9 protein-coding genes and 1 tRNA gene are annotated in these 14,209 nt (G+C 42.4%); all 10 read left to right on the plus strand.

Annotated features, from left to right (window positions below):
- The first annotated feature begins 243 nt into the window (after window positions 1-243).
- A tRNA-Trp gene (locus CAN34_RS03760) sits at window positions 244-319 on the plus strand.
- A 51-nt stretch (window positions 320-370) separates the two neighbouring features.
- A complete protein-coding gene (gene secE, locus CAN34_RS03765) occupies window positions 371-856 on the plus strand; it encodes a preprotein translocase subunit SecE (protein ID WP_079692686.1) in 486 nt (161 codons plus the stop codon).
- 85 nt (window positions 857-941) lie between these two features.
- On the plus strand, window positions 942-1,472 hold the full coding sequence (gene nusG / locus CAN34_RS03770) for a transcription termination/antitermination protein NusG (protein ID WP_079692685.1): 531 nt from the start codon (window positions 942-944) through the stop codon (window positions 1,470-1,472).
- 95 nt (window positions 1,473-1,567) lie between these two features.
- Window positions 1,568-1,999, plus strand: a complete 432-nt coding sequence (gene rplK / locus CAN34_RS03775) for a 50S ribosomal protein L11 (RefSeq protein ID WP_079692684.1) — start codon at window positions 1,568-1,570, stop codon at window positions 1,997-1,999.
- Window positions 1,999-2,700: a 50S ribosomal protein L1 gene (gene rplA / locus CAN34_RS03780; protein WP_079692683.1), complete on the plus strand. Its 702-nt coding sequence runs from the start codon at window positions 1,999-2,001 to the stop codon at window positions 2,698-2,700. Before rplK ends, rplA begins: the two co-directional genes overlap by 1 nt.
- Before the next feature lie 431 nt (window positions 2,701-3,131).
- Complete coding sequence (rplJ, locus tag CAN34_RS03785) at window positions 3,132-3,659, plus strand: 50S ribosomal protein L10 (protein WP_079692682.1); 528 nt, start codon at window positions 3,132-3,134, stop codon at window positions 3,657-3,659.
- Window positions 3,660-3,785: 126 nt separating this feature from the next.
- Window positions 3,786-4,157, plus strand: coding sequence for a 50S ribosomal protein L7/L12 (gene rplL, locus CAN34_RS03790; RefSeq protein ID WP_011514491.1), 372 nt, complete (start codon window positions 3,786-3,788; stop codon window positions 4,155-4,157).
- 787 nt (window positions 4,158-4,944) lie between these two features.
- On the plus strand, window positions 4,945-9,063 hold the full coding sequence (rpoB, locus tag CAN34_RS03795; RefSeq protein ID WP_089554511.1) for a DNA-directed RNA polymerase subunit beta: 4,119 nt from the start codon (window positions 4,945-4,947) through the stop codon (window positions 9,061-9,063).
- Window positions 9,064-9,214: 151 nt separating this feature from the next.
- A complete protein-coding gene (gene rpoC, locus CAN34_RS03800; RefSeq protein ID WP_089554512.1) occupies window positions 9,215-13,435 on the plus strand; it encodes a DNA-directed RNA polymerase subunit beta' in 4,221 nt (1,406 codons plus the stop codon).
- 206 nt (window positions 13,436-13,641) lie between these two features.
- Window positions 13,642-14,169, plus strand: a complete 528-nt coding sequence (locus CAN34_RS03805) for a DUF6586 family protein (protein ID WP_089554513.1) — start codon at window positions 13,642-13,644, stop codon at window positions 14,167-14,169.
- Window positions 14,170-14,209 lie beyond the last annotated feature (40 nt).

The raw sequence follows: 14,209 nt of genomic DNA on the forward strand, positions 1-14,209 counted from the left end.
TTTTTTTGTGGCTAAAGCGTTAAATGAATTAATTTATTGTCTAAACAGTTAAACAGTTAAACAGTTAAACAGCTAAACAGTTGCAACGAAAACGGCTATTAATTGTAGAATTATTTCTGAGATCCCTGATATTCCTGATATTTATGGCTAAAAAAATCATTCATTGAATTAATCGGATAAAATATCGTCTTAAAACTTGCATTATCATCAAAACCTTGTATAATTATCAGCCTTAACACCCCTAGGCGATTGGCTCAATTGGTAGAGCATCGGTCTCCAAAACCGAGGGTTGTAGGTTCGAGTCCTACATCGCCTGCCATCTTCTTATCACATCTTTGTCATACCCCATCATCTCCGAAGTGAGTTCTTTATGAGCAATAATCAAGATAACCTCGAGAATAAGTTATCTGATGCCAAGGCAATTGCTGGTGGAATGCTGTCTAAAGATAAGCACATCTCAGCGGTTAACACCTCTGCTGTTGAAGTTGCTAAGACGGGCTCAATAAAAGATGTGATCTTGTGGCTACTTGCCGCAGCCGTTTTAATTGGTGCAACCTTAGTCAATCAATATCTACCCGGCTATTGGCAACCTGCCAATGATCTTTGGGTACGTATTGGTATTATCGTTGCGCTTTTTGTATTTGCACTGCTATGTCTGGCATTGACTAATCAAGGCCGTGCCTTTAAAACTTTATTGAAAGACGCTGCTGTAGAACTACGCCGCGTTACATGGCCAGGCAAAGACGAAACCTTTCAATACACCTGGCAAACGATTGTCATGATTGCGATTGTTGGTTTTATAGTTTGGTTGTTGGATAACTTTTTTACTTGGTTCGTTGGCATATTTATTGGTTAATGACGCGTATTAGCGACCGTTAATCCAAAATTTACGGCTAACGACTTAACTTTAATGACTTACTTATAACGATTAGGAGCGTGATATGCGTTGGTATATTGTCCAAGCGTTTTCAGGATATGAAAAACAAGTACAGCGTTCATTAACTGATCGTATTAACCGTAGTGAATTCGCTGAATCATTCGGTGATGTATTAGTTCCTACTGAAGAAGTCGTCGAAATGAAAGACGGCAAAAAACGTAAAAGTGAGCGTAAGTTCTTTCCGGGATATGTTTTAATCCAGATGGAAATGAACGATAATACTTGGCACATCGTTAAAGACTGCCCACGTATTATGGGCTTTATCGGTGGTACACCCGAAACGCCAGCACCGATTACGCAAGTAGAAGCCGATCGCATTTTAAATCGTCTTAATCAAACTGAAACTGACCCACGTCCTAAAACGCTATTTGAGCCGGGCGAAGAATTGTTGGTTATCGATGGTCCATTTACTGACTTTAAAGGGTTGGTTGAAAAAGTGGATTATGAGAAGTCTAAGCTACATTTAACCGTTAACGTATTTAATCGACCGACTCAGGTTGAGCTTGAGTTTAGTAAAGTTGAGAAGCTAGACTAAACCAGCAAAAAAAATCATCAACCGGGGAGCTGTTAGTCAATTGCGTATACATATACAATGTTGATTTGGCGCTACTACCCATTTAGGAGAAAATCATGGCTAAGAAGATTGATGGTTACATCAAACTACAAGTCCCTGCAGGCAAAGCAAATCCTTCACCACCGATTGGTCCAGCATTGGGTCAAAAAGGCGTGAACATCATGGCGTTCTGTAAAGAATTTAACGCTGCGACCTCAAATCAAGAGCCGGGCCTACCGATTCCTACTGAGATCACTGTATACAGCGATAAGTCTTTTACCTTCATCATGAAATCACCACCAGCTGCGTATTTATTACGTAAGGCTGCAGGTGTTGCTAAAGGTTCTGGTACACCAAATACCGCTAAAGTCGGTAAAGTTGATCGTGCGCAATTAGAAGAGATCGTTAAGACTAAAGATGCAGATTTAACTGCTGCTGGTCTTGATGCTGCTGTCCGTACCATCGCTGGTACCGCTCGTTCAATGGGTATTACCGTGGAGGGTGTATAATGTCTAAGCTAACCAAACGTCAAAAAGAAATCAATAGCCGTATTGAGCACGAAAAACAATACACTATCGAAGAAGCGGTTCAAATCCTAAATGATTTGCCACCTCTAAAATTCAAAGAGTCTATTGATATCGCAGTAAACTTGGGCGTTGACCCACGTAAATCTGATCAAGTAGTTCGTGGCGCTACCAATCTACCTGCTGGTACTGGTAAAACCAAACGCGTTGCTGTATTCGCTCAAGGCGCTGCTGCTGAAGCCGCTAAAGAAGCGGGTGCTGACATCGTTGGTTTTGAAGACCTAGCAGAATCAATCAAAGCCGGTAACATGGACTTTGATATCGTTATTGCTGCTCCTGATGCAATGCGTGTTGTTGGTCAACTAGGTACTATCCTAGGCCCACGTGGTTTAATGCCTAACCCTAAAGTCGGTACAGTTACGCCTAACGTTGCTGAAGCTGTTACTAACGCTAAAGCCGGTCAAGCACAGTACCGTGTAGACAAAGCTGGTATTATCCACACGACTATCGGTCAAATTGGTTTTACTGCTGAGCAAGTAATACAGAATGCTGAAGCACTGATTGCAGATTTAAGACGTGCTAAGCCTGCTACTTCTAAAGGTATTTTCATCAAGAAAATTACTTTGTCTAGCACAATGGGTCCTGGTCTAAGTATTGATCCAGTTCCATATCGCACAGCGAAATAATACGTACTTAATATTCAAGTATTTTGAATAAAGGTACAAACTATTTGTAAAAATTAGGTCAGCGTAGCAAACGCTATGCTGTCTAAGACCGTAGGTAGAGAGCAGTTTAGCGAAATTAAGTATGACTCTTTTGAGTTGTTATTAATAAAAATAAGCTGCTTTTTTTAATCGATGACAGATGAAAATCTTAATTGTCCTACGCAGACGGTGGCCCACCCAGTTGTTGATAAGAGCCGATAGACTAGTACTTTTATTATTAATTAATATAAGCGCTAGGCTATCACTTGATGTCATTCTGATAACGGTGCCGTAATCAGTCGTTATAAGTAAAGACTATTTCGATAGCCTTTATAAATAACGTATCGTATCAAGTCAATCTTAGTTTGTGATGTAGATTACAGGATGATTGATTAGATTAAAGGAGTCAACTTATGGCATTAACGCTAGAGCAAAAACAACAAGTTGTGGCTGAAGTGTCTGAAGTTGCTGCTAATGCTTACTCAGCAGTAGCTGCCGAATATCATGGTATTGGTGTTGCAAAGCTTACTAAGCTGCGCGAACAAGCCCGTGAAAAAGGCGTCGTTTTGAAAGTGGTAAAAAATACCCTAGCAAAACGTGCGTTTGAAGGCACTAAGTTTGAGAGCATGTCAGACCGTATGACTGGTCCATTACTTTTGGCTTTCTCTATGGAAGATTTGGGATCTGCAGCTCGAGTCATTTATGACTTCAGTCAAGATCACAAAGCTTTAGAGACCAAATTGGTATCAGTTGGTGGTGTTGTTTATGGTCCAGAAGAGCTAGAGCGCGTATCGAAGCTACCAACTCGCGACGAAGCAATCTCTATCTTGATGGCTACTATGAATGCACCAGTGACCAAGCTTGTCCAGACTATGAACGCTGTTCCTAGTAAGCTTGTTCGCACGGTAGCAGCAATCAAAGACGCAAAAGAAGCGGCATAATTGCTTGTTTTAACGTAACTTTGACATCGCCGATTGCACTTTATTGTCATAACTATTTGAAAACTTGGCAAGCAATCGAAGCGATATTAAAATCAATTAATTTTTATCAGATAACGGAGAGTTCTCATGGCACTATCTAAAGATGATGTGTTAAACGCAATCGCTGAAATGTCAGTAATGGATATCGTTGAATTAATCAGCGCTATGGAAGAAAAATTCGGCGTAACAGCTGCTGTTGCTGCTGCACCTGCTGCTGCTGGCCCTGCTGCTGCTGCTGCTGAAGAAAAAGACGAGTTTGACGTAGTTCTTGCCAGCTTTGGCGAGAAGAAAGTTGGCGTAATTAAAGCCGTACGTGAAGCTACTGGTCTTGGCCTGAAAGAAGCGAAAGATTTGGTTGAAAGCGCTCCAGCTCCAATCAAAGAAGGCGTTAACAAAGCTGAAGCTGAAGAGTTGAAAAAGAAACTTGAAGAAGCTGGTGCAACTGTTGAACTAAAATAAGCCTCGCTTATCTTAGTATTGTACAAAAAAAGCTGGTAATGCCTTGCATTGCCAGCTTTTTTTTATTATAATTCGTAGCTTGACCTTTTGTGTCTGCCAACAGTCGTAAGCAACAACACGGTGGATACCCATCAAAAGGACAGACGATATACATGCAAGCACACATGCCAGTTATTGAAATCAGTTAATATGAGCTAAACGTCTAGAGATGTTTGGCATTTTTTTGTGTCTGCATGCTTTCCTATTAACACTATAGTTTATACTGATTCTGAACTTTACTGATTCTAAAATTTATAGTTATCTAAATTTATAGTTATCCCAGTTATTATTAATCTGAAAACGGTTGAACAAGTTATCTGGTATGGTTTTACTGTCACTGTATAGTCTCATAGACGGTAGACATCAGCGACGATATTAGGTTTTGATAGCAGATTGTTTACATAACAAGCTATTTAAATGGCAAATGGTTTAAATAAAGTGCCAACAGAAGTTATCTCTGCGCAATAATATTTGTAGTTTAAACCTCAAGGGTGACATATTACAAACAATATAATATTGAATTTTCCGGTTTGAATGGTCATATATACTGACTTAGATAGTTATGACAAGATTAAATGAAATGTGCTAAATAAGTAGCACTGATTGGCAAAGTAGTAATTGATACAAAGATTTAGTTTGAACACGAACACCCGTTTTATATTATCGTTTACGTTGCTAAGTTTGCATAGTATTTATGCACGCTGGCCACGCTTTTAATTTGTTTCCACGTTTACTGTAAGGACTCTCGATGGCATATTCTTATACTGAAAAAAAGCGTATTCGCAAAAGTTTTGCTGAATTGCCCACTGTGATGGACATTCCCTATTTACTGTCTATTCAAGTAGATTCTTATGAGCAATTTTTGCAAGAGCACAAAAAGCCAAAAGCTCGTGAGAATACTGGTTTGCAAGCTGCGTATTCCTCTATTTTCCCAATTGAGAGTCACTCTGGTAACGCAGAGCTACAATTCGTTGAATACTATTTAGGTACGCCTGAGTTTGATGAGCGTGAATGTATTTTACGTGGCTCAACCTTTGCTGCGCCTATGCGTGTCAAAATTCGCTTAATTATCAAAGACAAAGACAGCAAAGATAAAGACAGCAAAGCGGCCATTAAAGATATCCGTGAGCAAAGCGTTTACATGGGCGAGATGCCATTGATGACCGCTAACGGTACCTTTATTATTAATGGTACTGAGCGTGTTATCGTCTCTCAGCTACATCGCTCACCGGGTGTGTTCTTTGACCACGATAAAGGTAAGTCGCATTCAAGTGGTAAAGTGCTTTATAACGCGCGTATTATTCCTTACCGTGGTTCATGGCTTGACTTTGAATTCGATGCGAAAGACTTAGTTTTTGCTCGTATTGACCGTCGTCGTAAATTACTGGCATCTATTATTCTACGCGCTTTAGGCTTAAGCACTTCTGAGATCTTAGATTTATTCTTTGATAAAGTGAAAGTTTATAAAGGCGAAGAGCAATTCGAGATTGATCTGGTTGCGGATCGCTTACGTGGCGAGATGGCACAGTTCGATATCGTTACACCTGCAGGTGACGTGGTTGTTGAGCAGGGCAAACGTATTAATGCCCGCCGTATCCGCCAGCTTGAAGAAGCGGGTATGACGAAAATCTCGATTCCTGATGAATACTTATATGAGCGTATTTTAGCCGAAGACATCATCGTTAATGATGAAGTAATCGCTAAAGCAAACACCCTTATTGACCATGAATTATTGGTTAAATTGAGCGCGTTTGAAGCCAGTGAATCTATCAAAGAGTTCAGTATCTTATTCACTAACGATATCGATCAAGGCAGTTATATTGCCGATACGTTACGCGCTGATAGCACTTCAAGCCGCGAAGAAGCGTTGGTTGAGATTTATAAAGTCATGCGCCCAGGTGAGCCACCAACGGTTGAAACTGCTGAGAAGCTGTTTGATAGCATGTTCTTCAACGCCGATCGTTATGACTTATCAAATGTCGGTCGTATGAAGTTTAACCGTCGTTTAGGTCTTGATTTTGTAGATACTGATGACGCTGACATTCAGCGTGAACGCAGTGTTCTAACCAATGCTGATATCGTCAACGTATTAAAAGAGCTGATTGAGATTCGTAACGGCCGCGGTGAAGTAGATGATATTGACCACTTAGGTAACCGCCGTATTCGTTCAGTAGGCGAAATGGCAGAAAACCAATTCCGTGTTGGTCTAGTGCGTGTTGAGCGTGCGGTCAAAGAGCGTTTAAGCTCAGCTGAATCTGATAACTTATCACCACAAGATTTGATTAACTCTAAGCCAGTTGCGGCTGCGGTTAAAGAGTTCTTTGGTTCAAGTCAGTTGTCACAGTTTATGGATCAGAACAATCCATTGTCTGAAGTGACGCATAAACGCCGTGTGTCAGCATTAGGACCCGGTGGTTTGACTCGTGAACGTGCTGGTTTTGAAGTACGTGACGTCCATGACACCCATTATGGTCGCGTATGTCCGATTGAGACTCCTGAAGGTCCAAACATTGGTTTGATTAACTCACTAGCGACATTTGCTAAGACCAATAGCTTTGGTTTCTTAGAAACACCTTATCGCCGTGTAGTTGATGGTAAAGTAACAGACATCATTGAGTATCTATCAGCGATTGAAGAAGTAGGTACAGTCATTGCACAGGCTGATTCACCAGTGACCGCTGATGGCGCGTTGTCTGATGAGATGGTCAGTGTTCGTAGCTATGGTGAATTTGTCCGTATGCCACCAGAAAAAGTGACGCACATGGATGTGTCGCCAAGTCAGGTTGTATCGGTCGCAGCAGGCTTAATTCCATTCCTAGAGCATGATGATGCTAACCGTGCCTTGATGGGTTCGAACATGCAACGTCAGGCAGTTCCTACGCTACGTGCTGATAAGCCGTTAGTAGGCACAGGTATGGAACGTCACGTTGCGCGTGACTCAGGTGTTTGTGTGATCGCTAAGCGTGGCGGTGTGATCGAAGACGTTGATGCGTCGCGTATCGTTGTTCGTGTGAATGAAGAAGAGATGATTGCTGGTGAAGCCGGTATTGATATCTATAACTTAGTTAAATACACCCGTTCGAACCAAAATACTTGTATCAACCAACGTATTATTGTTAACCAAGGTGATGCTATTGCTTTAGGTGACATCTTAGCCGATGGTCCGTCAACGGATCTTGGTGAGCTTGCATTAGGTCAGAATATCCGCATCGCATTTATGCCGTGGAATGGTTACAACTTCGAAGATTCAATCTTGTTATCTGAAAAAGTAGTGAAAGAAGATCGTTTTACCACGATTCATATTCAAGAACTGACCTGTGTGGCGCGTGATACCAAGCTCGGTACAGAAGAGATCACTGCTGATATTCCAAACGTTGGTGAAGCGGCTCTATCAAGTCTTGATGAAGCCGGTATCGTTTATATCGGTGCTGAAGTCGATGCGGGTGATATCTTAGTTGGTAAAGTCACGCCTAAAGGTGAGACACAACTAACGCCAGAAGAGAAATTACTGCGGGCTATCTTTGGTGAAAAAGCGGCTGATGTGAAAGACACGTCTTTACGTGTACCAACATCAAGCAAGGGTACGGTTATTGACGTACAAGTCTTTACCCGTGACGGTGTCGAAAAAGATGCGCGCGCACGTGCTATTGAAAAGTCACAACTTGACAGCTATCGTAAAGATTTAAAAGAAGAGCTCCGTATCTTTGAAGCAGCAGCACGCGGCCGTATTGGTAATCTATTAGATGGTCAAAAAGTCAGTGGTGGTTCTGGACTAAAAGCCGGTACAGTAATGGCATTGGCTGATATGAAAGATATGAGCCTTGAGACTTTACTTGATATTCAGCCAGTTGAAGAAGAAATCTCTGAACGTTTGACGCAAATTGCAGAGTACTTAGTCGATAAGCAAAAAGATATCGATGTGAAATTTGCTGAGAAAAAACGTAAACTGACGGCAGGTGACGACTTGCAACATGGCGTGCAAAAAATCGTTAAGGTTTATCTAGCGGTTAAGCGTCGTATCCAGCCTGGTGACAAAATGGCTGGTCGTCATGGTAACAAAGGGGTTGTCTCACGCATTATGCCAGTTGAAGACATGCCTTATGACGAGCATGGTAATACGGTCGACATCGTATTGAACCCGCTTGGTGTACCATCGCGTATGAATATCGGTCAGGTACTAGAGACGCATTTAGGTATGGCGGCGAAAGGCCTCGGCGAAAAAATTGATGGTATGCTCAAAGCCCAAGCTGCGATAAAAGATTTACGTGATTTCCTAGACCAAATCTATAACAAAGTGGGCGGCGAGCAAGTCGATCTTGATAGCTTAACTGATGATGACATCATGGCGCTAGCAGATAACTTGCGTGACGGTGTACCGATGGGTACGGCAGTATTTGATGGTGCACATGAGCATCAAGTCAAAGACTTACTTGAGCTTGCTGGTATGGAACGCGATGGTCAGCAGACATTATATGATGGTCGTACTGGTCAGAAGTTTGATCGTAAAGTTACGGTCGGCTATATGTATATGCTCAAATTGAACCATTTGGTCGATGACAAGATGCATGCGCGTTCGACTGGTTCATACTCGCTAGTAACGCAGCAGCCATTGGGCGGTAAAGCTCAGTTTGGTGGTCAGCGTTTCGGTGAGATGGAAGTCTGGGCATTAGAAGCTTATGGCGCGACTTATACCTTGCAAGAGATGCTGACTGTGAAATCGGATGACGTTGAAGGTCGTACGCGTATGTACAAAAACATCGTCGATGGTGAGCAATATATGGATCCAGGTATGCCTGAATCGTTTAACGTACTGACCAAAGAAATCAAATCACTGGGTATCAATATTGAGTTAAAACAAAGCAACTAAATCCGTTGTTTAACTTAGTTGTCAACTAAAGGCAGTATGCTCATTGCTGCTGCTTTTAGTGATTTGTCTCAACCCTATTCATTGCCTTCATTCATCTCAACCGCGCTCATAATACGCTGTCAGATGACTATAAAGATAACGGAGAAGCAACTTGAAAGATTTACTCGATATCATGCAAAGCCCTACCGGCAACGGTAATCAAGAGTTTGATAGCATTCAAATTACCTTAGCATCGCCTGACGTTATTAAGTCATGGTCACATGGTGAAGTTAAAAAACCTGAAACGATTAACTACCGTACCTTTAAACCTGAACGTGATGGTCTTTTTTGTGCCAAAATTTTTGGTCCAGTAAAAGATTTTGAATGTCTGTGTGGTAAATACAAACGCCGTAAATTCCAAGGCGTTATCTGTGAAAAATGTGGTGTCGAAGTTACCACGGCTAAAGTTCGTCGCGATCGTATGGGTCATATCGACCTAGCGAGTCCTGTTGCGCATATTTGGTTCTTAAAATCATTACCAAGCCGCATCGGTCTATTGCTAGACATGACGCTTCGTGATATCGAACGCGTCCTATATTTTGAAAGCTATATCGTTACTGAGCCTGGTCTTACTTCTTTAGAGAAGTATCAATTGCTTGATGATGAGGATTACTATAAAGCCCTTGAAGAATTTGGTGATGAGTTCGTTGCCAAGATGGGTGCAGAAGCGATTCAAGACCTATTAAAAGATATCGATTTAGATATTGAGATTGATGAGTTGCGTGAAGCGATTCCACAAACAGGCTCTGAAACTAAGCTTAAAAAGATGTCTAAGCGTCTTAAGTTATTAGAAGCTTTCCGTGATTCGCATAACAAGCCTGAATGGATGGTCATGACCATCTTGCCAGTACTACCACCAGATTTGCGCCCATTAGTGCCGCTAGAAGGTGGTCGTTTTGCGACATCAGATCTAAACGATTTATATCGTCGCGTGATTAACCGTAACAACCGTCTAAAGCGTCTGCTTGAGCTGAGTGCGCCTGATATCATCGTACGTAACGAAAAACGTATGTTGCAAGAATCAGTAGATGCCTTGCTAGATAACGGTCGTCGCGGTCGTGCGATTACGGGTAGTAATAAGCGTCCATTGAAATCTTTGGCTGATATGATCAAAGGTAAGCAAGGTCGTTTCCGTCAAAACTTACTTGGTAAGCGTGTTGACTATTCTGGTCGTTCGGTCATCGTTGTTGGCCCAACCCTACGTCTGCATCAGTGCGGTTTACCGAAGAAAATGGCACTTGAGCTATTCAAGCCATTTACTTATAACAAATTATTATCTCATGGCTTAGCAACAACGATTAAAGCTGCTAAGAAAATGGTAGAGCGTGAAGAGCCGCAAGTTTGGGACATGCTGGCCATGGTTATCCGTGAGCATCCAGTACTACTTAACCGTGCACCAACGCTTCACCGTTTGGGTCTACAAGCATTTGAGCCAGTATTGATTGAAGGTAAAGCAATCCAGTTGCATCCACTGGTTTGTACTGCATTCAACGCTGACTTTGATGGTGACCAAATGGCGGTCCACGTGCCATTGACCCTAGAAGCTCAGCTTGAATCACGCGCACTAATGATGTCTACCAACAATATCTTGTCCCCTGCGAACGGTGAGCCAATCATCGTACCATCACAAGATGTGGTATTGGGCTTGTATTACATCAGCCGTTCATCGGTCAACGCCAAAGGCGAAGGCATGATTTTTGCCACCGTCAATGAAGCATTGCGTGCGATTGGCTCAAACGATTTACATGTGAACGCTAAGATTAAAGTCCGTGTGACTGAAACGCATATCGATGACGATGGTAATGAGACTAAAGAAATCAAGTTACAAGACACCGTAGCTGGTCGCTTACTGATTTGGAACATCATGCCTAAAGGTATGTCGTTTGATGAATGTAACGAAGAGATGACGAAGAAAAATATTTCTAAATTGATCAACTCTTGCTATCGTAAAGTAGGCGTCAAAGAAAGTGTTATGTTTGCTGACCAATTGATGTATCTTGGTTTTGCTCAAGCAACACTATCTGGCGTGTCTATTGGTATTGATGACATGGTCATCCCACCACTGAAAAAACAAATCATTGAAGTAGCTGAAGCCGAAGTTCGCGAAATTGAAGACCAATTTGAGCAAGGCTTCGTAACGGCTGGTGAACGTTATAATAAAGTGGTTGATATCTGGTCACGTACCAATGACAAAGTCGCTAAAGCGATGATGGATAACTTGGCTACAGATAAAGTAATCAATGCGCAAGGTGAAGAAGAAGAGCAGAAGTCATTTAACTCTATCTTTATCATGTCAGATTCTGGTGCTCGTGGTAGTGCGGCACAGATTCGTCAGTTGGCGGGTATGCGTGGTTTGATGGCTAAACCGGATGGTTCAATTATCGAAACACCAATTAAAGCCAACTTCCGTGAAGGTTTGACCGTATTACAGTACTTCATTTCAACTCACGGTGCGCGTAAAGGTCTAGCTGATACGGCACTAAAAACCGCTAACTCAGGTTACTTGACTCGTCGTTTGGTTGATGTGGCACAAGATTTAGTTATTACTAGCAAAGACTGTGGTACTGAGCAAGGCTTGCTCATGAAACCACATATCCAAGGTGGTGAAATCATTGAGAAGCTAGGTGAATTAGTGCTTGGCCGTGTGACGGCACGTGACGTATCTTATAACGATGACGAATCAAAAATTCTGATTCCAGCTGGTACCTTAATCGATGAGCATTGGGTTAACGTCCTTGATAACAATGCAATTGATGATATCTGGGTACGTTCGGTCATTACTTGTGATATCGAACATGGCGTTTGTGCACAGTGCTATGGTCGTGACCTTGCTCGTGGTCATCAAGTTAATATCGGCGAGTCAGTCGGTGTTATGGCAGCGCAGTCTATCGGTGAGCCGGGTACTCAGTTAACGATGCGTACTTTCCACGTGGGCGGGGCCGCAAGCTCAGCATCTGTGGACAATAGCATCTCTGTACGTAGTGCTGGTCAAGCGCATTTCGAAAACATGAAAACGGTTCAACATACCGATGGTCATTTGGTTATCGTATCGCGTTCAGCTGAAATCGCATTGACTGATGAGCTTGGCCGTGAGCGTGAGCGCTATAAAGTACCTTATGGTTCAAGCGTACTCGTGAAAAACGAAGATCAGGTTGAAGGTGGTCAAACCATCGCTAAATGGGATCCGCACACGCATCCTATTATCACAGAATTCGCCGGTACAGCACGCTTCAGTGACATTACTGATGGCTTGACTGCGACTGTGAAGGTTGATGATGCGACTGGTATGAGCTCATTTGAGATTCTAGCCACTCGTGACCGTTCAAGCTCAGCAAAAGACTTACGTCCTGCGATTATCTTGAACACGGACGAAGGTAAAGAAGTGGTTTACTTCTTACCAGCTGAAACCATTATTCGCGTGAGCGATGGTGAAAAAGTAGCAGCAGGTTCGATCTTAGGCCGTGTACCACAAGCATCATCAGGTACTAAAGATATTACCGGTGGTCTACCACGCGTTGCTGATTTATTCGAAGCACGTCGTCCAAAAGATCACGCTATCATGGCTGAGATGACTGGTGTCGTGAGCTTCGGTAAAGAGACCAAAGGTAAAAATCGCTTCATCATTACCAATGAAGATGGCGAGATTCATGAAGAGCTGATCCCGAAATGGCGTCAAATCAACGTCTTTGAAAACGAGACGGTTGCACGTGGTGAAGTTATCGCTGATGGTCCACAAAACCCGCACGATATCTTACGTCTAAAAGGACAAACCGCGCTTGCTGACTATATCGTCAACGAAGTACAGGATGTATATCGCTTGCAAGGTGTAAAAATCAACGACAAACACATCGAAGTCATTATTCGTCAGATGTTGCGTAAAGTTGAAATTACCGACGGCGGCGATTCAAGCCACTTCAAAGGCGATCAGGTAGAGTATGCTGATATTAAAGCGTTGAATGCGAAGCTGGTTGCGGAAGATAAATTCCCAGTACAGTATGAGCGTCAATTACTTGGTATCACCAAAGCCAGCCTTGCAACTGAAAGCTTTATCTCGGCGGCTTCTTTCCAAGAGACCACACGTGTCCTAACGGCTGCTGCGGTTATTGGTAAAGTCGATGAGCTACGTGGTCTCAAAGAAAACGTAGTGGTTGGTCGCTTGATTCCTGCTGGTACTGGTCTTGCTTATCATAAAGCCCGTAAAGAAAAAGCGGAGCAAAAACTGCATGATAAAGATTTGAATGCAGCGTTTGATATGACAGCCAGTACAGATAGCAAAGATTTTGCTAGCTTCGATGAAGCGTTTGCTCAAGAGCTTAATCAAGGTAATCATTAATTTAAATAACGTTCAATTGTTTTTATAAATAAAAAGCCAGCCATGTTGCTGGCTTTTTTGCGCCTTTAAGAAAGTGAAGCATAACGGGTTATTTTCTTAGGAAGTTACTTAAGAAAATAGTACACTGCAATAAAGTAGCTTTATAAAACAGTCATGGCTGTTTGGATAATAGCTCATTATCATTAATAATTAAAAAGGATAGGCGCATGGCTGGTAAGACTCGCGTTGCTAAATACCAAGCTGACCGTACCAATCAAAAGCTATATTTTTGTCGTCTGGCCTGTCAAGCTGCGGCAAGTACTAACGATAAGCAGCACTATCAAGCGCATTGTGAAACGGCTATTTTCCACTTATACGGTACTTTCTTAGCTTTTATACAAGAGCTTGGTCATTTTTATAATATAACGTTGGCGGCACCAACGCTGTCAGATATTGAAGCGGCGCTCAGTGAGCGTACCCAAGTATCGCCGGAAGTGCAGCGCTTACAGCAGCTAAAACAACAAGGGTTTTTAGCAAATATAGAGCACGCTTACCAGCGCTGTTTATATGCCGTAGTATCTGATCCTATAATCGATGAACAGGCAAATAGGGGTGCAACAGAGTCGCCCGATCTTATTGTAAATGTCGTTACATTATCGAATCAATGGTTGCCGGATGATGCAACAATACGTGAATGGCGCCAGCAGTTTGTGGAGCTGATAGAACAGCTGCGTGCTGGTATGGTAGAGTTTTAAGAGGACAAACAAAAAGGCTTGCTCAGTAAATACTGAACAA

The organism is Psychrobacter sp. DAB_AL32B, from assembly GCF_002224105.1.
Classification (GTDB): domain Bacteria; phylum Pseudomonadota; class Gammaproteobacteria; order Pseudomonadales; family Moraxellaceae; genus Psychrobacter.